Consider the following 19908-nt stretch of genomic DNA (forward strand, 5'->3'; position numbering starts at 1 on the left):
ACTTTCTGTGTGTCCGGAAGGCCTTTCTCGCTTACGACGGCGGAAAGGGCTCGCCCGAATCCTGTTTCACCGCACCATCCGCGCCACCGGCCTCCTGGAGACGCACGCACCGACGAGCGATCAGATCCATCGACTCGCCCTCGTCCAGACTCACCTTGTCGAGTGCACAGACGACGTCCTCATAGCCTCCGACAGCCTCCTTCGTTTCGACGAAGAGGCTTGAGTTCTCGGTCTCCACCCACACCAGCGACTCGTACTTAGGAAACTTCAGCTGCGTGAAAGGTCCTGCGATACCCGCGTGCGCACCAGCTGCCACAGGCACGACCAAGATCCTGATCTTCGTCCAGTTCGCCATGAACATGAGGCGCTGCAGCTGGCTCAGGTGTTCGTCTGGCCCACCGACTCGAAGGTCGAGCGCGAGTTCGTGTATGTAGAAGGTGCAGTCCAAGTTGTTGCTGAGCAGTTTCTGCATCTCCTGCAGTACACGCAGCCGCTCCTCCAACTCATCGACCGACACGGTGGCGGACGCGGTCAGCAGCGCACGCATGTAGTCAGCTGTTCGGAGAAGGACCGGTACCGCGTGCGTGTGCCAGCTGATCAGGGTTTCGGCCGCGGTGAGCTGGGTGAGGACGGTGCGCGGTCGCACCGGCGCGCATTTGCCGTGCGGCTGCCACCAACCCGACAAGTCTCGCCCCGGAAAGAGTTCGAGCAGACGATCGCGTTCCTTGGCCTCTACCCGGCAGACACCCAGTACCAGCGCGACTTCGAGGATGGTGACACCTCCCTTGCCGGTCAGCACGTCCGAGACCTTGGCCTCGTCCCAGCCCAACACGTCGGCAAGCTCGCGCGCGTTCATCCCAGCGTTCGCGATGGCCGCCCGCATGCCCTCGCCGAACTCGCGACCACGTGCAGTGGAGATCCTTCTTGGCATAGCCGAATTCCTTGTTTGCGATGGAGACTGTGGAGAAAGATCTGTTCTCAGTCCTCAGAGGACTCTCGCAACCTGTGTCGCCGAGTGCTCCAACACGTGCGGTCTCGTGTCGTCGCCTTCGCCGCCCCATGAGGTTCACCCCGAACGGTGGACAGGGGCTTACGAGATTCAGGCAGCTGCTCGGAGTGACTTCTCATAGTCGCTGGGACTGCGCATCCCGAGCTTGGAGTGCCGCCGCGTACTGTTGTAGAAACGGACCCAATTGTCAACTGCGGCAACGAGTTCCGCCTTGGTGGCGTAGACGTGCCGGTAGTAGTGCTCGTGTTTGAACGTCGACCAGAACGACTCCGCAGGGCTGTTGTCCCAGCAAATCCCGGTCGCGCCCATCGATCGGCGTAGCCCGTGCCGGAAGCACGCTTGCGCTGTCAGATGTGCCGTGTATTCGCCGCCGCGGTCGGAATGCAGGACTGTGCCACGACATTCGCCACCTCGGGCCGCCACGGCCGCCTCGATGGCGGTGGTGACCATCTCGGCACCGATGTGCTCGGCGACGCTGTAGCCGAGCACCGTGCGGGAGTGCCCGTCCCGGATCGCACACAGGAACATATCGCCTTCACCGCAGGTCAGGTACGTGATGTCGGTGAGCCACACGGCGTTGAGCCGGCCCTGGTCGAAGTCGCGCTCGACAAGATCCGGCGGGAACGATGCGGCCGGATTGGCGATCGTCGTTCTCATTTTGAACGTGCGGGGGCTGATGCCCTCGAGCCCGATCCCGGCCATGACCTTGGCGACGGTCTTGGCGCTGACCACCTCGCCCTGATCCCGCAACTCCGCGGTGATCCGCGGCGACCCATAGGTGCCGCGGGAGTCCTTGTGCGCCTGGGTGATCTTCACCTCCAGGTCCGCGCGGCGCTGCAGGCGCGGTGTCAACACCCTTGCCGCACAACGCTTCACGTGTGCGTAGTAGCCGGAGGCGGACACCTTCAGTAGTCGCGCCATGCGCCGGACCGCGAACCGTTCGCCCTCGGGCACGGCGGTGCCGGCCACGCCAGCGATGTCATCGGGGCCGGCGTACTTGGCCATCAGAGCGAACCGGGCCGGTTCTTCTGCATCGCGGCAAAGTACGCCGAAGCTTTTACCAGGAACGCGTTGTCCTTCTCCAGCTCGGAAACCTGCCTGCGCAACCGCAGCAACTCCGCCCGCTCCGCCGCCTCCAGCGGGTTCTCGCCCTGGACCTCGGCCGCGGCGATCCTGCGCCGCTCGTCTTTGACCCAGACACTCAACATCCCCGCGTCGATCCCCAGCTCACGGGCAACCTCGGTGATCGTGCGGCCGGAATCGATCACACGATGCGCAGCCTCGACCTTGTACTCAGCCGTGTACGACCGGCGCTTACGAGGAGGCATATGGACATCCTTTCAGCAGAACCCTCTGTCCTGCTAACTCGGTGTCCACTGCTCGGGGTGAACCTCACCAAGCGCTACGTGAACCTTGATCAGCATCCGACACGGCGCCGGCACCCTGCGCCAGAACGGCCCACTGCGGCACTTTGCACAGCTGCCGTTCTCGTCCGGCAGATGCTCGTCAACGAGCTCACGCAGTGCCGCAACCAAGCCCGGCACTTCCCGCCTCATGATCGACAGAGTGGATGTCGCATCGCCGTCAGCGGCGACTCGAGACAGGAGATCAAGGTGATCAACAAGACGCTGACGCAGTTCAGTGAACGTGACCAGGTTGCCCACCATCGATCTCCTTCCGCCTAGCTCGCCAGACGCGACTGCTCAGCCGCCGCTTCGGGTTCATTGACGACGTCGCCCGAGTAATTCGACAAGGCCAGTCCCACTGCGGCGCGAAACGCGAGGAGCCCTTGTTCTGCTGCGTTGACTTCCTTGCAGTCCAGCGCAGAGGTGACGATCACGGCCGCTCTGGCCAGGACCGTGGCTTGTGGCAGCGTCAGGTTCACGACAACCGCAACCATCACACCCACCACCCGCCTCGTCTGTTCACATGCACATCGGCGAATGTTCATTCACCGTCAGAAGCAATTTCCAGCAAAGCGGGAACGGCCGTACTTCGAACAGAGCATCAAGTGCGCAAACCCGTCGCAGAGCGTGTGCGTTTTGTGGGCATATCACCCTTGACCTGCAAGAACAGGCATCGGCTACCGTAAGGTGAAGATGACCGGGGAGGTACGTCGATGAGCCCCAGACGCGACATGTTCGTCGAAGCGTGCAAGCGGACTGGTTACACGATCGATTCGCTGGCGGCAGCGCTTGGTGTAGACCGCTCGACTGTCTCGCGCTGGCGCAGAGGACAAACGCCCCAAGCAGCGCAGCGGCTCAAGCTCGCAGAAGCGCTCAGGCTTTCCCTCCCAGAACTCGACGAGCTGCTCGAACAGACGGCGCCGCCAACGTCCACCGCACTCTCGATCATCTGGCCGATGCGATCGCCAGCTGAGGGGGACCTCCTCGCACGGCTGGACCAAACGCGCCTGCTCGTCGACCAGACGCTTTCGAAAGGACTCGGTTCGGTGACACGACTGGAGCTGATCGAGGAACGGATCGGCGACCGGATCGACAGCTACACCCACACCCCGCCCGCTGAGGTCCTCGATGAGCTGATGCCGGATCTCCTCGAGGTGCAGCAGCTCGCGGATGAAAGGCAGCCCGCCAGGGTCCAAGAACGACTGTCCACAGCGACAGCAGTACTCGGACTGCTGAGTGCGGACGCTCTGATGAAGCTCGGAGAGATCGACCGAGCCCGCTACTGGTATGGCACTGCTCGTCTTGCAGCCGACGACACCACCAACGGCCGATTGCGGGCACAAGTCCGTGCGCAGGAGACCATGCTGCCGTACTACTACGGACGTCTGCAGCGCACCGTTTCCCTTGCACAGGAGGCACAAGCGCTGGCCGCCGACACGGTTTGCGGTGCCAGCGCCCTTGCAGCGGCCGCCGAGGGCCGCGCCCTTGCACGGCTCGGAGACGTCGAAGGCGCCGAGCGGGCCATGGCCACGGCACAGCGCCTCGTCGACCGGCTGGATGAACCGACGACCGACGCCGCGTTCGAGTTCAACGACAAGCGGTTGCTGTTGTACCTGTCCGGCACGCTCACCTACCTCGGCGAGTTCGATCGTGCTCGTCACGTCCAGCAAGAGGCACTCGAGCGCTATCGCAGCGATCCGACGCTCGTCATCGACCCCGCGCTCATCAAGCTCGATCAGGCGGTCGGCGAGGCCATCGATGGCGATATCGACGACGCTTGCACCCTCGCAGTCGGCACTCTGCTCGACCTGCCTGCAGACCACCGCACTCGCATCGTCCTCAAGCGGGCGACCGATGTCGTACAGGCGATTCCCACGCAGCGGTGGGAACGTCCTGCGGTCAGTGAACTGCGGGAGCTCGTCGCACCGAAGAGCGGAACCTGATGGCGGTGGCCGGCCGCGAGCTGACGCACCTCACCGAGTTCACGTTCAGTCCGGACCGCACCAAGCTCGTCGCAGTCGAGGCGTGCCTTCGAGCCGGTCTCGACCCCGCGGGCATGGTGCTGCTCAGACACCAGACAAACGCGGTGTACCAGCTCATCACGACACCGGTCATCGTCAAGGTCGTGCGTCCCGGCATCAAACACACTGAGGACGTCGTCAAACTGGTGCGTTGGCTGGCTGAGCAAAACGTGCCCACCGTTTCTCTGCTCGACATCGAGCAGCCGATGCATGTGGCCGGCTGCGCGGTCACCCTGTGGCGTTATCTCCCACAGGACCAAGCGGTCTCCGCGGGAGACATCGCAGAACCACTCTTGTCTTTGCACAGCCTCAAAACGGTGCCGCTTGAGCTGCCCCAGCTGGACGCGCTCAGGATGATCCGACACTCGATCGACGCCAGCACCATCGTCTCCGAGAGCGAACGGACAGTGCTGGAAGAGTTCCTCAACGATGTGGCTGCTCGCCTGCGGTTTGTGGAGACGAGCGAACCTCGTCTCATCCACGGTGACCCCCAGCACCGGAACACGTTGTGGGACAACGATGTTCAGGGAGCGGTCCTGTGCGACTGGGAGAGCGCGGTCTTCGGCCCTGTGGAATGGGACCTCGTGACGATCGAGGTGCACTGCCGACGGTTCGGGTTCGGTCCAGGGGAATACCACCAGTTCTGCCAGCGGTACGGACGAGATGTCCGCGAGTGGCAAGGCTATGAGGCCTTCAAGGACCTGCGTGAGCTAAGGATGATCACCACGAATGCACGGAAGTCGGCATCAGGGACCCCACAGGCCACAGAGGTGCACCGCCGAATCGCTCAGCTGAGCGAGGACGCGAACGCAAGGTGGTACATCCTCTGAGCACCAGATGAGCCGGTCAATCGACCAGCGTCAGCGGCGTAAAGCTCAGCGCACCCGCGAAAAGGTCATCAAGGATGTTCGGAAGTTGAGCGGGCAGTAGCTTGTCCCTGCACTGGTGGAGCTCGGCTACCGACCACCAACGATGTTCGATCAGCCCAGCTTTCTCATTCTCAGTGGACTTGAGCGCGACCTTCGGTGCCGCATCAGTGGTGCAACCGAGGAACACGTGGTCCTCACGGTGGTGGTCGGTTCCCTTATATCGGAACCTCGATTCACGAATCCACAGCTTGCCAGCCTAGGAAGCACGATGCCGGTCTCCTCGGCAACCTCTCGAAGCGCAGCGTCGACCAACTCCTCACCATCGTCCACACCGCCACCGGGCAACTCCCACCAGTCGTGGCTGCGGTCGTGCGGGTCACAGGCGTGGACGAGCAGGACGCGGTCGTTGGCGTCGAGCAACAGCACCCGAGCGCCGATTCGTGGAGTGGACAACCGGGAAACCTCTCCTCTACCTCACCTCGGAGCTGCGCCCCGCACGAGCAGCGTTCCCGGGAGTTCTGGTTTCGGCGGAGGAATGATCTCAGAACTCACGCTGACAAAGCCTGCGATGAACAGCATCTCCGCCCACTGCTGTCCCGAGAAGTTCCACTTCCTGATCGCGCGGTCTGACTGCGCATCGTCGTCGACTTCGTCGTTGTGGGAGAACACCAACACTCCGCCCGGAGCGAGCCGCTTCCGGATGAGCGGCAGGAGCACCGCCGGGTCGGTGAACCAGGTAGCTCCGAAGATCGAGATGACGACGTCGAAGTCGTCGGCCGACTCCTGCAGGAAATCCGCCACGTCCTGCGTGACGAACTCCAGCTCAGGGACGCGGCCCCACCTCTGCTCGGCGGCCACTTCGCGCGAGGGTGCGATGTCCACACCGGTGCAGCGGGCGCCGAGCGTCGCGAGATGGGCGAGGTTGCACCCTGAGCCGGAACCCAGCTCCAGAACCCGCTTGCCGCGGAGGTCGCCGAGAATCGACTCGTCGGGTCCGTGGTCCGGATACTGAGTCCAGTTCAGCCACGTCGTCGCACCGGCAGCGTTGACAGCGCGGCGGGGTTTTGCCTTCGTGGCGAACCGTTCCCAGGCCAGAGCTGGCGTAATCACTCGTGTTGTTCCTCGTCGTGCGGGGTCGACTACTTCTTGGGGCTGTTGTGGCAGCAGGCGTAGCACTGATGGCAGTCGACGTCCTCGGCCTGCCACAGCTCCGCGTCCAACGGGAAGCCCGCGGCGCGGATCGCCTGGATCGTTCCATGCAACACCATCGGCTGGGAGTCGCGCTCCTCGGCCAGGTGCGGGATGTGGTGCAGGTAGGTACCGGCGTACTCCTGGCAGAAGTCGATGTAGCGCGGGGTGTCCAGCACGAACGAGTGCACGCCGAGGTCGACGGCCGGCGTCGGCCCCATCGGCGTTCCAGGATTCTCGGCAGCCGTCACGAGGTAGGCCAGGGTCTGTCCGAAGGTGCGCTCGGCCAGCTCACGGTCCATGTCGTGGTCGCGCATGATCAGCTTGACCAGGCGGTCACAGACCTCCGGTGAGACCAAGGTGCGGGGATCGCGGAGGCCGACAGCGATTGCGGTCATACGAGGGTCCTTTCTCCAGGTTCACCAGGTCGTACTTGCCCTGCGTAGTTGAGGATCTCGTCGGCTCTGGTGATCCACTAGGCCTCGCGGTACCCGTGTTGCTGGTCAGCGACCTGGCCACCTGGACATATTCTGGACACGTGGTGTCCGCGCAATCACTGTCCGCAGCCTCTCTACGGGAGAGCTTGATCCGCCTGCGCAAGGGCCTGGCCCTCGCCCGGCCGACCTCCGTACTCACCGCCCTGACGCCCGAGGTTCGTGCCCGCCTCGGCGAGTCGAGCAGCGCGATCCCCGGCTCCGCAGAAGAGGCTCGCCATCTCGTAGCGGTGCTTCAACGGGGTGTGGCCCAGTTGTCCGCGGATCAACGTGCCCACGTCGAGGTCGACTTCAATCTCGACACCGAGCATCAGCACCCCACGCTGACCGAGCGGCAGGAATCGCTGGCGCAGAAGTTGGGATGCGCGGCAAAGACGGTGCGCAGGCACGCCGATCAGGCTCTCGAGACGCTGATCTACGTGCTGCTGGCAGCCCACACACCGGCGGCTGAATCAGGACAGGCCGGAGCGCCGGCAGGCGACTCGGTCCCAGAGGACCTGACTGATTTCTGGGGCCTGACTGCGGGAGCACGGGTCGACATCGTCTGCTCCGAGATCCCGGCAGCGGAACGACCTGAGTATGCCGACCCTTCCGATCGCAACTACCTGCGCTACGCGAAGTTCGCAGACCTCGACACGCTGATCTACCTCCGCACCCGGTTCGCCCAGTTGAGTCCGGATGTCGTTGTCCGTGACTTCGCGCCTTCGGAGTACTACGACACGCAGGCCGACGTGCTCTGCGTGGTCGGTGGTCCGCCCTGGAACGCGAAGTTCCGCGAATTCCTTCCGATGCTGCCGTTCCACTTCGAGCCACACCCGCTCGGCGAAGACGACCCGCTCGTGGTGCCGGAGCTGGGACTGACGATCAGCCCTCACTGGACCGCGAAACAGGAACTGTTGCAGGACCTCGCGGTTCTCACCCGGCTAACGCTCGGCAACGGCACGACGGTGTTCCTGTTCGGCGGATGTCTCACCCTTGGTGTCCTCGGGGCGGCCCGCTGCCTGTTGGAAGCAGACCGCGGGCTGCGCAGCGTCGGGTACATGACGAACCTCGTCGGCCAGGACGACTTCGTGCTGGTCACCGAAACACGCCGTGTGGGCGGCCTGATCGATGTGACCGATCTGGGCACCGCTGAGCCTTTGCTGGTGCTGACCCGTACCGCGAACAACCCGTTCACCGCCGTCGTCGACAACACCAGCCGCTATCCGGCGACGGTCCACACCTCGTCATGATCAATCCCTCGGACCTGCGCTGCTACGTCATCAACCTTCCGCGCCGCCAAGACCGCCGAGCTTGGATACAGCGCTCCCTTCCTCCCGAACTGCCCGTCATCTTCACCTCTGACTGGGGTGACCTGTTCGACGGCCAGAAGCTCACTCAGGCCGATCTCGACGCTTCGGGCTACAAGCTGTTCCCGTGGCAGATCGAGTCGGACAACGAGTGGTGGAGCAGGCCGCTGAAGTACGGTGAGATCGGCTGCACCCTGGCCCATCTCGCGTGTTGGCGCGACGCCGCGCTACACGGCACCGAGCCCTACACGGTCGTCTTCGAGGACGACGCCGTACTGCCGGACAACTTCCTCGCCAAGCTCCTCGACAGCCTTGAGAACCTTGCTCGGAGCAAGTTCGACTTCGATCTTCTCTACCTCGGACGTTTCCCGCTTGAACCGGATCACGACGCCCTTCCTGGCTTTGTGGTGCCCAGCTACAGCCACTGCACGTTCGGTTACGTGGTGACCCGAAAGGCGCTCGAACTGCTGCTGGCCGCCGAGCTGGAGCACGCGATCGTGCCGGTGGACGAGTTCTTGCCCGCCATGTACATCGACCACCCGAGGGCAGACCTGCGGGCCCGTTTCCCCAAACAGCTCGGTGCACTGGCCTTCGAGCCACCGCTCGTGCGCCAACGCCCGAAGGACGAAGCCGGCAGCGACACCGAGGACACCACCTTCATCGACCCCTAGCGCTGTCGGCGAGCCTCCGCACGCCAATGCGCGATCAGGCTCTGCAGACGCTCACCTGACCAACACTCCGCTGGAGTCTGCAGGTTCACGCCGGTCACGACGTGCTCCGCGGACACGTCCTTCGTGACGACAGCGCCAGCGGCAACGTAGCTGCGTGGACCGATCCGAACTCCCCCGACAACGCGAGCTCCGAAGCCGACGACCGTGTCAGCCTCGATGATCGGCGGCTCCTCGTCGACCTCCCACCAGTCCTGGTGTGGTCGTGTGTACTCGTGCACCAGCTCGCCCATCACGGTCGAGCGGTCACCGATGCGGGTGCCGTCGCAGATGAACCCAGCGACGACAGCATTCGCGCCGATCGTGACGCGGTCGCAGACGAACGCGCCGTAGACGATCCGCGTCCCGGCGCCCACGGTGCTGTCGTAGCCGACGCGGACGCGATCCTCGAGCACGCAGTCGTCACCGATGCTCACGCCCTCGTGGAGCACGACCTGGTTCGCGAGCTGGCACCGCTCACCGACGACCACACGAGCACCGACCCGCTGCGAGCCAGGCAGTTTCTGCTCGTCGCGGATCCGGGCTTCCTTCGGGTATCCGAACGTGCAGTGGGCCCCCACCACGGAGGTCGTGCCGATCGTGACCGGGGCGTAGATGGACTCGATGTTCACGCCTGGCCCAGCTTTCCGTGGACGAGCCAGTCGACGGTCACCTTGATCGCCTCGTCCTCACGTTCACGCGAGTCGAACCCGTGGTCCGAGCCCACGATTGTGTAGAAGTCGCAGTTCGCGCGAGCAGCGGCGGTGTCGCGGGCGATGTCGTAGGAGACGTAGCTGTCCTGGTCGCCGTGAACGACCAAGGCTGGGCGGGTGTCATCGACGAAGTCCTCTGCCGGTTGGTACCTGCTGAACTCGTCGAACATGACGCGACCAAGCCGGAACTCGCCATCAATCAGGAGGAAGCCGTTCGCCTGCAAGAACTCTTGCTGGTCACGGTTGAAGTTGTCGGTGCCCCACGGCAGCTCTGGCTCGACAAAGGTTCGCCGGAGATCGAGGACCGGGTTCCAGAAGACGACACGCGCGACATCGGCTCGGAGCCACGGCAACGACACCGCCGTGGACACCGCGCCGAAGCTGGCCGCGATGATCGACAGCGGACCGGGCAGCTCTTGCCTGGCATGCTCGACTGCAGCTTGGAGGTCGAGCACCTCGCCGGCGATCGTAGCGCCGGCCTGGGTGCCGCCGCTCCCGCCGTGGCCGCGGTAGCTGAACCTGAGCGCGTCGAAGCCGTTGACCGCCAGCTCCTCGGCGAGCCGCACGAACATCCCGCCCTCGTTCAAGTCGACGGTGATGCCGTGCGCCAGGACGACGGTCCCACGCGAGTTGTCCGGCGCACGGTGAAGTACAGCATCGAGCTGCACACCGTCGAGCGAAGCTAGGCCGACGCGCTGCACGTTCATGACCTCCAGGCCGCAGGGACTGACAGCTGCTGATCACGGTATCGAACAGCCGCGCCGCCAATCCGTCGGCAAAAGTTGATGATCAGCAGCGCGCCGCACGCGCTCAACCGAACGTATGTGCGAATACAGTGATAGGTTCTCGCGTCATGGATCGGCAGCTTCTCGAACCGTCCCAAATGGACGGCAAGCTCACGTACATGTACGACAAGACCGGCCGACAGGTAGCTCTCTTGCCAGCGCGATGCAAGCTCGGCCGGCACACCCTCGGTCACTCCCAGTTCCGAGCGGTCGTGCGCGACGGTGAACCCCACATCAGCTGCCTGGCCTGCGCCACCGACACTGCCGATCACTTCTGGCGCCTGACCGCCACGGCACCCGCACCAGACCGAGCAGAGCTGTCCGAGGAGCTCTACTTCGATCTCGTCCGGAGCCGGTCGCAGACAGCGCTGACTTCGGGCGATGGTCGACGTGCTTAGCAGCCCGTTCACCGTCTGGGAGGGCGACGACGTTCACGGCCGGAGAGCTGTACTCACCGGCGTCTCGGTCAGCCTGGACCGTCTGTTCGCCCGCAGACCCGGTGCCGAAAGGCACGTCATCGCCACCGGCCTCGATCTGACCGGCTCAGTGCCAGGGCGGCTTCACGGGCGCTTTCCCAGCGTCGAGGGCGACTGGCTTGGGGTCGTCAACTACGAGATCGGATACGCCGACGGCCGCCGCGACAAGCTGTACGTGGCCGACCAGTTGGTGCCGTTCCACGTGCTCCGGAAGCTCTAGGTAGTTCTAGCGATCCCCGGTCGGCGCTGACGCGCGAAGTTAGGCCGATCGGGTTACCTTCGATTCCCGGTGACTGGGCAACGTCGCGGGAGCGGAGTTCACCATGCGCGTGGCACACGACGCCGTTCCCGCCTGGATCGACCCGATGCTCGCCAAGCCCGACGGCGGCCGCCTGCGCGAGGGGCCGCAGTGGGCGTATGAGTACAAGCTGGACGGCTACCGCGTGGCGATGCGCATCGCCACAGACGGCACCACGATGCTGACCAGCCGCAATGGGCTCGACCTCACCGCCGAGTTCGCCGAGCTGACCGGCGTGCTCACCGCGGCGCTGCGAGGGCGCGCCGCGGTGCTCGACGGTGAGGTCGTGGTCTACAACGAGGCTGGCCAGATCGACTTCGGCCTGTTGCAGCAGCGCCGCGGCCGGTTCCAGAAGTACCGCACGGCCCGGCGTGAGGAGCCGTTCGAGGATGTGCCGGTCCGGTTCCTGGTGTTCGACCTCCTGCAACTCGACCACCAGCTCCTGCTGGGACCAGCCCTACGAGCAGCGGCGGCATCAGCTCACGAAGCTCCCGATGCCGGATCCCTTCCGGGCCTCCGTGGTGCCGTCGTTCACCGCCAGCGACCTGGAGGGCGAGCGCCTGACCCCGCAGCGGCTGCTCGAGCGCGTCGCGGCAGAAGGTCACGAAGGACTCGTCGCCAAGCGCCTCGACTCCCCTTACATTCCGGGTAAGCGCCCCGATTTCTGGTGTAAGCACCCACTCGTGCAGACGCGAGAGGTGATCGTGTGCGGCTGGCGGCCCGGCCAGAGCGGCTTTACCGGCACCGTTGGCGGACTCCTTCTCGGCGCACACGACCCAGACACCGGGGACCTGGTCTACATCGGAGACGTCGGCACCGGCTTCACTCGGCAGGACCGCGATCAGCTGCGCGACCGGCTACAACCGATGGAGCGGTCAAGCCACCCCTTCGCGACCACACCGCCGCGTGAAGACGTGGTGCGGGCTCGGTGGGTGGATCCGGTGCTGGTCGGCGAGGTGCGGTTCCGGCAGTTCACCCGCGGTGACGACGGCCGGCTGCGGCACACCGCGTGGCGTGGCCTGCGTGCGGACCGCGATCCCTCCGAGGTGACAGCACCGCAGCCTGGCCGTCCCAGCCCTCCTACTGCTGCCGAGCTGCCCGACATCGGCAGCCGCGTGACGGTCAACGCGGGCGGCCGCACGCTCACCCTGTCCAACTTGGACAAACCTTTGTATCCCGACGGCACAACCAAAAGCGAGGTCATCGCTTACTACAGTCGCATCGCGCCGGTCCTGTTGCCGCACCTGCGCGACAGGCCTGTCACGTTCGTCAGGTTCCCCAACGGGGTGCACGGGCAGAAGTTCTTCCAAAAGAACACGGACGCGAGCGCACCGGGCTGGTTGCCGACCGTGTCGTTGCGCGACGGCGGTTCCCGGCGCGGGGCTGATGCCGACGAAATCGTTCGGTATCCGCTGCTGCACGAACTCGCGGCCCTCGTATGGGCCGCCAACCTCGCGGCGCTCGAACTTCACGTTCCTCAATGGACAGTGGTGGACGGCGCACGAGAACTGCCGAACCGGCTCGTGTTCGACCTCGATCCCGGACCGGGCACCACGATCGTCGATTGCTGCCGGGTGGCAGAGCGGCTGTACGAAGTACTGGTCGCAGATGGGCTTGCCCCGGTCGCCACGACTTCCGGCTCGAAGGGCATGCAGGTCTACGCAGGTATCGAGACGACCAACGCGCAATCCCCTTCGGCCTACGCGAAAGCCATCGCGGTGGCCTTCGAGCGGGAGACACCTCAGCAAGTGACGGCCACGATGGCGAAGGCGCGCCGCGAGGGCAAGGTGTTCATCGACTGGAGTCAGAACAACGCCGCCAAGACCACCATTGCGCCTTACTCGCTACGCGGTCGCGACGAGCCGACCGTGGCGACACCGGTCACGTGGGCCGAGGTCCGCGACTGCCGCAAGCTGGAACAGTTGGTGTTCACCGCGGACGAGGTGCTCGAACGAGCTGACGACCTTGGCGACCTCTTCGCACTCGTCGGCCAGCGCCGGGCGCCTCTTCCTGGTTGATGTCGATGAGTCGGGCTGGTGAAGACTGTGGTGATGAGCGGTGCGGCCAAGGCGGTTGATCCGGTGGGCGAGCGTGCGGCCGGCGCCATCAGGATTCTGGTCAAGGCTTTCGATGACCTCACCGACGCAGGTCACGTGCAAGATCCCGCCGAGCACGACGAAGTCTTCACGTGGATCTTCGGCTGGTGGGTCTGGATCACCCGCAACAGCAAGCTGGTGCTGCTCGCCCACGAGGCCGATCTGGCGCATGAAAGCAGTCCGAACGTGCGCAGCATCCTCGAGCACAGCCTGGTGATGCAGTGGGTGGCCGATGTCGGGGCGGAGGCTCTCTCGACGTTGACCGCCTTGGACGCCGAGTGGCGACGCAAGTTCATCAACGAACTCAGCGCCGCTGGGTGGTCTGTGCCCGCCGGGGTCACCGCGCCTCCGCCGTTGTCGGAACCGTTGAAGCTCAAGGGGAAGGTTACGAATTTCAACGAGCTTTGCGTGAACTACGACGCGCGGAGTCTCTACATTCCGTACCGGATGCTATCCACGCACGTCCATCCCACGGCGAAGGGAGCCTTGGCGTACATCGGCGACGAGGGCCAGCTCGCGAACTATCCGGTGCACGACGACTCCGACAGCGACCTCGCACTCGTGGCCGTCTGCGTGATCCAGGCCGCGCTCACCATCGACAGCCTGCTGGACAACGAGGTGCTGACCGCGGCGATCGCGGAGGCTCGCGAACGGCTCGGCGCCGCTATCGACCGTCCGCAGCTGGGCGGTCCGGGTTGAGTCCGGGTTGTCCCCGATGCGACGGGGGCCGAGATCGTGTTCGCTGGACGATGCAGCGACCGCTGGCGACGACCTTGGGGGTAGAAGCCATGGCGCAGACAGACGACCGGACCAACCGTTGGCAGCAGTACTGGGACCGCAAGTCGACGAGCTATGACAAAGAGATAGGGATCTTGGACCGTCGGCTCTTCGGCGACTCCCGTCGGTGGGCTTGCTCCCAGGCCGCCGGGGATGTGCTGGAGGTCGCCATCGGCACCGGGCTCAACCTGCCGTACTACGCCGACGAGGCCCTCATCACCGGGCTGGACATCAGCGAGCAGATGCTCGACCTCGCGAGGTCCCGTGCCCGGCAGCTCGGCCGCGATGTGACGCTGCAGCAAGGAACCGCGCATGCCCTGCCGTTCAGCGATGCCTCGTTCGACACGGTGGTGTGCACGATAGGACTGTGCGCCATCCCGGACCACGAGACCGCGGTCGACGAGATGGTCCGGGTACTCCGTCCCGCTGGACTGTTAATCCTCGTCGATCACGTCGCCAGTTCCTTCCGTATCGTCCGGGGAGTCCAGTGGCTCGTGGAGCGGATCACGATCCCGTTGGCCGGCGAGCACTACCTACGTCGGCCGTTGCACCAGGTTCAAGCCCGCGGTTTGGAAGTCGAGCAGCTGCAACGCTTCAAGATCGGTGTGGTGGAACGGCTCGTCGCACGCAAACCAGCCAGCTAACCAGACGTGCGATTGCTCGTCGGCGAGGTTTTGACGTCGGGCGCCGGCCACGGAACGGCGCCGACAACGCCGACCTCTTCGATCAAGTCAGAGTCGGAGAGCCATACCGACCGAGTCTGGTGCGGTTTCCACGAAGCCGTACTTCGCGTAGAGGTGGCGTGCGTCGCCGTCGGCGATGAGCGAGATGTAGGCCGTGCGCGGTACTCGTTGCCGCAGGTGTTCCATCAGGGCGGTCATGATCTGCTTGCCGAGTCCGCGCCTCTGATGTTCGGGTAGGACGCACATGTCGACGATCTGGAAAGCGGTGCCGCCGTCACCGATGACGCGCCCCATACCCACCGGATGGTCGTCGCGATAGGCGACAACCGCGTGCCACGTGCCGGCCAGGCCGGCCGTTGCCGCCGCAGTTGACTTTGGGCTCAGACCTGTGGCGACCCGCAGGTGCTGGTACACCTCAACCGGGGGCGTTTCGGCTCGCACGACGTAGGTCACGACACTCCTGTGGTTGCGTGGAACTGTTCGGTGCTGGGCGCCGTCCGAGCGGCCGTGTCACCGGGTGGCGTGCGGGCCGTGGTCGCTGACTTGGGCGTCGAACCAGGCGTGCAGGGCGTTGCGAAGCTCGGCGTCGGTGGTGGTGTAGGTGGCGCGTGCTCCGGCGGGGGTGTTTTCGTAGTCGATGGTGATTCCTCCGCCGTGGGCGCGGAGCGTTTCCAGGCCGGGCATCTCGTTGCCGTGGATGCGGGCGGGATCGGTGAAGTCGCCGCGCCGGAAGCGGTCGACCTCTGCGGTCAGGTGTTGCTGGATGAGGGTGATCTGGGCGGTGTCCCGCGGGTCGTCGGCGACCACGGTCTGCACTCCACCGGTGTCGGTCTTGCTGAACTGGTGGGTGGTGCGTTCCAGGTCGAACGGCATGACCGACGCGCCTCGTTCGGCGACCTCGGCCTGCCGGTCGGAGGGCGCCGGTGCCGATGGGGCGTCGGCGCAGCCGCTGCTCAGCGCGACGGCAGCGACGGCTGCCACCAGAAGCAGGGCGCGACGGGCTTGGGGGTGGTCAGGACGGTTCAACAGCGGCCTCCGCGAGGATCTGGAGCGCGCTCACCACGGCGGCGCGTTGGTCTTCGGGTACGCGATCGAGCAGGGCTGCGAGACGGTCTCGGCGGGCGTCGGCCTGCCGAGCGGCAGCGGTCGCACCTGCGTCGGTGAGTACGAGCAGCACGCCGCGGCCATCGCCGTCCGCGGCCTCCCGGTGCACCCATCCCCGGCCGGTCAGGTTGGTGACCAGGCGGCTGACGGTGCTCTTCTCCAACCGCAACCGGCGAGCCAGTTCCACCTGACGGATCCGCCCCTCCCGGGCGATTTCCACCATGGCGTGCGCCTCCGAAACCGGGAGCGGCTGCCCGCATGGCGTGCGATCGGGCTGATGGAGGCCGAAGTTGCGGACGAACCGCATCAGCGCTTCCTGCGCCGCGTCCGTCTCCCCACTCTGCATGGTTCGACCGTACAACCAGATGGTTCGACGATGCAACCAGTTGATTCGATCGCGCCCTGCGCCGATCACAGGCAGCGCTGTCACCGACGGACGGCCACCGTGGACGGACGACCACCGTGCTCAGCAGCCGTTCACCGTCTGGGAGGGCGCCAGCGTGCACGGCCGGAGACCCGGTACTGGCAGGCACGTCATTCCCACCGGCCTCGACCTTCACCAGTGAGGTGCAGCGCCAGCTCCACGGGCGCTTTCCCCAGCGAATACACAGGCTCCTGCGCGGACAGTGGCATGACCGCCTGATCTCCGCAGGGACCGGTCACCTGCACTCACGGCCGCGGAGGACAACGGCATCCCGCTGTCCGTCAGCGTCGCCGTCAGCTGTGCTGGGGTACTCGGCAGCCGGTAGCCCTGGCTCAGCGCCACGCCGAGCCGCAACGCGCTGCGGGCCTGCACGGTCAGCGCGAACGGCACGCCGTGGGCCTTGATCCCCGTGACGATCCGCTCGAACAGCTACCCGCCACGTTTGCAGTCGGCGAGAGGCTTGCGCAGTTCGGTGATCCAGTTGCTGAGTTCGCGGTCGTCCACAGAGAACACCGCCTGCCGCTCCCCCAACTGACCTGCTACTCGGAGTCGCGGCAGGCCTCGCCCACGACCGACCTCCACCGGGCTCGCGGTGGAGCCGTCCTGTGCAATGAGTTCCACGCGCAGTGCCCTCGCCGTCTCACCGAGCACCAGCACGTCTGCACGGATGCCAGCGGCGGTGAGCAGGAACGGACCGCATGGCGGAGCCCGTCGTGCATGTAATCCACGTGGTCGCCGTGCGGCCGCACCCGTCGCCGTGGACGTGGTCGTGGACGGCGTGTCCGCTCGGGTCGCACTCGTCGTCGTGACCGTCGTGAGCGCGGGGCAGGTGACCGTCGTGGGAGTAGTCATCCACCGATAGAGCAGATGGGCACGCAGGCACCAGCGCGGCTGACACGGATCGATCCCGCGATAGGCCGAGCCGCAACGTTCGACCTATCGCGGGAAATGGCCGTCAGCCGTTGTAGCGGAACACGTAGAGCCCGAAGTCGCGGTCACTGCCGAGCACGTACTTCTGGCCGTTCTCGTCCTTCCACACCTCGACGCCCCAGAAGTTGTTTCCTCCCTGATCGATGAAGGCGCCAACCTCGCGAATGCCGTTCTTGCCGTACTCCACCACGCGGAACCCACCGGCGTAGTAAGAGATATAGGCGATCTTGCTGTCGTCCGGATCCATCGCGACCTCGTGCACCGAGAGGTCACCGAAGCCGCGGGCGTAGGCGGGATCCTGCGCCTCGGGGATCGAGTAGGTGTCGATCTGCTTGATCGACCCGGTCTTGCCGGACTGGTTGGGAATGTCCACACCGAACAGCCGGACGTAGCCCCAGCCGTCGAAGACGGCCTGGATTGTCGTGGACGCCGCGGCAGGGGCTGATCCTGGCGTTGCTGTGGTGCAGGCGTTGGCGTCGGTGACACCGGCGACGCCGAGCAGCTTCAACCCGGTGGCACGGTTGACGAACACGTACGGGATAGTGCCAGCCGCGAGCATCGTCACCTGCTCCAGGCAGTCGGCCCGGACGTTCTGGAACACGATTCCCGCCGTGTAGCCCTTTGCCGTGATGTTGTCGAGCTTGACCTGGAACGGGCAGGTGCCCCGCTCGACCAGTGCGGTACCGGTGCCCGCCGGGACCGTGGCCGGATCGCAGGCGTCCCCGACGTACGTCACGGGTCCGCTGATCGACGTGTTCTCGTCGATGGGCGGGGTCTCCGTGGCCTGCGTGGCTGTGTAGCTCGTGCCCGCGTACGGACCGGAGTCGATGGTGGCGGTGGCTCGGAACGGGTTGAAGTCTTCATCGGTGCCGAGGAGGAACTTCTTGTTCGGTGAGAGCTCGGACTGGTGCGCGTTTCCCTCGGGTGAGATCTGGTGGCCGCGGGCAAGACGTTCCTCGTCCAGCAGGGCGTAGTCGCTCTCCGCGATCAGGGTGACCTTGCCGGGACGCGGGTCGGTCACGTCGAGCAGGACGTAGCCGCCGTCCCAGTAGTTCACGTTCATGACGTACCGCTGGCCGACCTTGTAGATCATCATGTCGTGGCTGAAGACGGCCGTCAGGTTGTCCGGTGTCGCCTGGTCGACGCCGAACAGCTCGACCAGGTCGAGGCTGTCGTTGACCATCACCGGGTGGTACGGGTCGGTGATGTCCATGATGTCCACATCGGTCAGTTCTTCGTCGTCGACGAGAACGACGTAGGTGCGCTTGTCGAAGTTGTTGGTCCACATGCGCATGCTGTGGGTCTGGTTCGGCGACGCCTCGAGCGTGCCGTCGGGCGCGGTGAAGTCACCGGTGTGCAGCGCAACGGGCTTGGGGTGCCGCGGATCGGTGACGTCCCACAGGGAGATGCCGCCCAGGTTCGGAGGCGGCGGGGTCTCGCCGGGGCAGGTCTCGTTCTGGTGGGCGAGCAGATCCCCCTTGAAGTACTGGTTGTCGATGCGCTCGACCTGGATGCCCTCACCGGCGTACGAGCCGTCGCTGGTGGGGATGAACGCGCTGGTGACCTCGGTCGGGTGTGCCGGGTTGGAGATGTCCATGACGTGCACGCCGGTCCGCTCGCACGTCGGCTCCCGGAACGCGGTCAGGTAGGCGTAGTCGCCGAAGGCGGTGACGTCCGCGACGCGGCCGGTGTTGCCCGCACCGGACGGGTTGGTCACCTCGCCTTTGCCGGCGAGCGTGACGTTGCGGGTCACCGGCGGGAGATGACCCTCGTCGCCGTTGTGCTGTTTGTAGATTCCGTCGGCGACACCTTCGCCGGCAAAGTCCTCGCGGCCGCCTCCGTGGTCGGGATGGGCGGTCGCGAGCCCCGCGGTGAATCCGCTGAGTACCAGCGTGGTCACGCTGAGCAGGGAAATGCGTTGTCTTCGTTGACTCCGCATGGCTTGCCTCCGGGAGTAGGGCGGTCCCCCAGCGGGCGCACCCTACGTCCCGATTGCGGCATTCGGAAGATGCCGTTGGTCCCTGTGCCCCATTCGGCCGCTCAGGAAGCGGTGGCCGGTTCGATGCCCGCGACGAGGTTGAAGCTACCGGTGAGCAGGTTGAGGGCGACGAGTCCGACCACGTCGGCAATGACGCGGTCGCTCCAGCCGTGTGCGCGGAGCCCGGCGACATCATCGTCTGAGATGCCGGACGGCTCTGCCAGCACCCGCACCGCAAAACCGATCAACGCCGCTTCGCGCGCATCAACCGCGGTGCCCTGGCGAGCGAGAGCGATGTCGCTGTCGCTGACTCCGTTCGCGCGGGCGGCGTCGGTGTGCGCGGCGAGGCAGATGGTGCAGCCGATCCATTCTTGCGCCGCAAGAGAGATCTTCTCGTTGAGCGCCCGCGGCAGTTTGGCGCGCTTGAGAGCTCGGGAGAGGTCGAGGTAGCCCTGCAGCAGCGCCGGCGAGTGAGCCATCGTGCTCACCATCTCGCCGACCGAGCCGTGTCGGCCGATGATCTCGGTGAGCAGGTCTCGGGACTTGTCGGGCGCCTCGGCCGGGCCGAGAGCGTTCATGCGTCGCATGGGGTGCTCCGTGACAGCGGGGTCGTGGGCCGCCCGGGTGGGGGGGGGGGGCGGCGCGGGGGGGGTGGCGCGAC

At 65.5% G+C, this 19908-nt stretch carries 26 protein-coding genes and 1 pseudogene; 9 read left to right on the plus strand and 18 right to left on the minus strand.

Annotated features, from left to right (window positions below; genetic code table 11):
- Positions 1-31: 31 nt before the first annotated feature.
- The 5 genes from G7043_RS20170 to G7043_RS20190 form a co-directional block, all read right to left on the minus strand.
- On the minus strand, positions 32-931 hold the full coding sequence (locus G7043_RS20170; RefSeq protein WP_166047554.1) for a DUF5753 domain-containing protein: 900 nt from the start codon (positions 929-931) through the stop codon (positions 32-34).
- A gap of 168 nt (positions 932-1099) precedes the next feature.
- Positions 1100-2014: an IS3 family transposase gene (locus G7043_RS20175; protein WP_166047556.1), complete on the minus strand. Its 915-nt coding sequence runs from the start codon at positions 2012-2014 to the stop codon at positions 1100-1102.
- Entirely contained in the window at positions 2014-2337 is a 324-nt protein-coding gene (locus G7043_RS20180) for a transposase (protein ID WP_166047559.1), read from the minus strand. The genes G7043_RS20175 and G7043_RS20180 overlap by 1 nt, the downstream gene beginning before the upstream one ends.
- 33 nt (positions 2338-2370) lie before the next feature.
- Positions 2371-2676 carry a hypothetical protein gene (locus G7043_RS20185; RefSeq protein ID WP_166047561.1) on the minus strand — a complete coding sequence of 102 codons (306 nt, stop codon included), beginning with the start codon at positions 2674-2676 and terminating at the stop codon, positions 2371-2373.
- Between the two features lie 14 nt (positions 2677-2690).
- Positions 2691-2894: a hypothetical protein gene (locus G7043_RS20190; RefSeq protein ID WP_166047563.1), complete on the minus strand. Its 204-nt coding sequence runs from the start codon at positions 2892-2894 to the stop codon at positions 2691-2693.
- Between the two features lie 234 nt (positions 2895-3128).
- Between G7043_RS20190 and G7043_RS20195 the strand changes: the two genes are divergently transcribed.
- Positions 3129-4358, plus strand: a complete 1230-nt coding sequence (locus G7043_RS20195) for a helix-turn-helix domain-containing protein (RefSeq protein ID WP_166047565.1) — start codon at positions 3129-3131, stop codon at positions 4356-4358.
- Positions 4359-4363: 5 nt separating this feature from the next.
- The gene (locus tag G7043_RS20200) at positions 4364-5266 is read left to right on the plus strand and encodes a phosphotransferase family protein (RefSeq protein WP_166047567.1); all 903 of its coding nucleotides are present in this window, start codon (positions 4364-4366) and stop codon (positions 5264-5266) included.
- Positions 5267-5282: 16 nt separating this feature from the next.
- Here the strand turns inward: G7043_RS20200 and G7043_RS48390 are convergent, their stop codons facing one another.
- The 4 genes from G7043_RS48390 to G7043_RS20215 are packed head-to-tail and all read right to left on the minus strand — an operon-like array spanning position 5283 to position 6891.
- A complete protein-coding gene (locus G7043_RS48390; RefSeq protein ID WP_242642559.1) occupies positions 5283-5492 on the minus strand; it encodes a hypothetical protein in 210 nt (69 codons plus the stop codon).
- Positions 5417-5731 carry an NUDIX hydrolase gene (locus tag G7043_RS48395; protein ID WP_313887982.1) on the minus strand — a complete coding sequence of 105 codons (315 nt, stop codon included), beginning with the start codon at positions 5729-5731 and terminating at the stop codon, positions 5417-5419. The genes G7043_RS48390 and G7043_RS48395 overlap by 76 nt, the downstream gene beginning before the upstream one ends.
- 48 nt (positions 5732-5779) lie before the next feature.
- Positions 5780-6415, minus strand: coding sequence for a class I SAM-dependent methyltransferase (locus G7043_RS20210; RefSeq protein WP_313887983.1), 636 nt, complete (start codon positions 6413-6415; stop codon positions 5780-5782).
- A 29-nt stretch (positions 6416-6444) separates the two neighbouring features.
- Positions 6445-6891, minus strand: a complete 447-nt coding sequence (locus tag G7043_RS20215; RefSeq protein ID WP_166047569.1) for a glycine-rich domain-containing protein — start codon at positions 6889-6891, stop codon at positions 6445-6447.
- 140 nt (positions 6892-7031) lie between these two features.
- On the opposite strand from G7043_RS20215, the gene G7043_RS20220 reads away from it, so the two are divergent.
- Both G7043_RS20220 and G7043_RS20225 read left to right on the plus strand, forming a co-directional pair.
- A complete protein-coding gene (locus G7043_RS20220) occupies positions 7032-8219 on the plus strand; it encodes a hypothetical protein (RefSeq protein ID WP_166047571.1) in 1188 nt (395 codons plus the stop codon).
- Positions 8216-8947: a glycosyltransferase family 25 protein gene (locus G7043_RS20225; RefSeq protein ID WP_166047573.1), complete on the plus strand. Its 732-nt coding sequence runs from the start codon at positions 8216-8218 to the stop codon at positions 8945-8947. Before G7043_RS20220 ends, G7043_RS20225 begins: the two co-directional genes overlap by 4 nt.
- Here the strand turns inward: G7043_RS20225 and G7043_RS20230 are convergent.
- Genes G7043_RS20230 through G7043_RS20240 form a run of 3 tightly spaced genes read right to left on the minus strand, consistent with a single transcriptional unit; the run spans position 8944 to position 10753 of the window.
- Positions 8944-9615, minus strand: a complete 672-nt coding sequence (locus G7043_RS20230; protein WP_166047575.1) for a DapH/DapD/GlmU-related protein — start codon at positions 9613-9615, stop codon at positions 8944-8946. The genes G7043_RS20225 and G7043_RS20230 overlap by 4 nt on opposite strands.
- On the minus strand, positions 9612-10403 hold the full coding sequence (locus G7043_RS20235; RefSeq protein ID WP_207311434.1) for an alpha/beta hydrolase: 792 nt from the start codon (positions 10401-10403) through the stop codon (positions 9612-9614). The genes G7043_RS20230 and G7043_RS20235 overlap by 4 nt, the downstream gene beginning before the upstream one ends.
- Positions 10400-10753, minus strand: coding sequence for a hypothetical protein (locus tag G7043_RS20240; RefSeq protein ID WP_166047577.1), 354 nt, complete (start codon positions 10751-10753; stop codon positions 10400-10402). The genes G7043_RS20235 and G7043_RS20240 overlap by 4 nt, the downstream gene beginning before the upstream one ends.
- A 109-nt stretch (positions 10754-10862) precedes the next feature.
- Between G7043_RS20240 and G7043_RS20245 the strand changes: the two genes are divergently transcribed.
- From G7043_RS20245 to G7043_RS20265, 5 genes and pseudogenes are all read left to right on the plus strand, one after another.
- Complete coding sequence (locus G7043_RS20245; protein ID WP_207311435.1) at positions 10863-11177, plus strand: hypothetical protein; 315 nt, start codon at positions 10863-10865, stop codon at positions 11175-11177.
- Positions 11178-11322: 145 nt separating this feature from the next.
- Positions 11323-11637: pseudogene (locus tag G7043_RS49410) on the plus strand (ATP-dependent DNA ligase); the annotation flags it as partial.
- A gap of 112 nt (positions 11638-11749) precedes the next feature.
- Positions 11750-13273, plus strand: coding sequence for a non-homologous end-joining DNA ligase (gene ligD, locus G7043_RS49415; protein WP_278185801.1), 1524 nt, complete (start codon positions 11750-11752; stop codon positions 13271-13273).
- Positions 13274-13291: 18 nt separating this feature from the next.
- On the plus strand, positions 13292-14050 hold the full coding sequence (locus G7043_RS20260) for a hypothetical protein (RefSeq protein ID WP_166047581.1): 759 nt from the start codon (positions 13292-13294) through the stop codon (positions 14048-14050).
- Between the two features lie 89 nt (positions 14051-14139).
- A complete protein-coding gene (locus tag G7043_RS20265) occupies positions 14140-14772 on the plus strand; it encodes a class I SAM-dependent methyltransferase (protein ID WP_166048221.1) in 633 nt (210 codons plus the stop codon).
- 87 nt (positions 14773-14859) lie between these two features.
- On the opposite strand, the gene G7043_RS20270 is transcribed toward G7043_RS20265, so the two are convergent.
- From G7043_RS20270 to G7043_RS20295, 6 genes are all read right to left on the minus strand, one after another.
- Positions 14860-15264, minus strand: a complete 405-nt coding sequence (locus G7043_RS20270; protein WP_166047583.1) for a GNAT family N-acetyltransferase — start codon at positions 15262-15264, stop codon at positions 14860-14862.
- Between the two features lie 57 nt (positions 15265-15321).
- Positions 15322-15792, minus strand: a complete 471-nt coding sequence (locus G7043_RS20275) for a hypothetical protein (protein WP_207311436.1) — start codon at positions 15790-15792, stop codon at positions 15322-15324.
- 31 nt (positions 15793-15823) lie between these two features.
- Positions 15824-16261 carry a MarR family winged helix-turn-helix transcriptional regulator gene (locus G7043_RS20280; RefSeq protein WP_166047585.1) on the minus strand — a complete coding sequence of 146 codons (438 nt, stop codon included), beginning with the start codon at positions 16259-16261 and terminating at the stop codon, positions 15824-15826.
- A gap of 507 nt (positions 16262-16768) precedes the next feature.
- Positions 16769-17191, minus strand: a complete 423-nt coding sequence (locus tag G7043_RS47670; RefSeq protein WP_207311437.1) for a hypothetical protein — start codon at positions 17189-17191, stop codon at positions 16769-16771.
- Positions 17192-17294: 103 nt separating this feature from the next.
- Positions 17295-19169 (minus strand): PA domain-containing protein, encoded by a 1875-nt coding sequence (locus G7043_RS20290; protein WP_166047587.1) that lies wholly within the window; start codon positions 19167-19169, stop codon positions 17295-17297.
- Between the two features lie 140 nt (positions 19170-19309).
- Positions 19310-19834, minus strand: coding sequence for a carboxymuconolactone decarboxylase family protein (locus tag G7043_RS20295; protein WP_166047589.1), 525 nt, complete (start codon positions 19832-19834; stop codon positions 19310-19312).
- Positions 19835-19908 lie beyond the last annotated feature (74 nt).

Origin of the sequence: Lentzea alba (genome assembly GCF_011067745.1) — a bacterium.
Taxonomy (GTDB): domain Bacteria; phylum Actinomycetota; class Actinomycetes; order Mycobacteriales; family Pseudonocardiaceae; genus Lentzea; species Lentzea alba.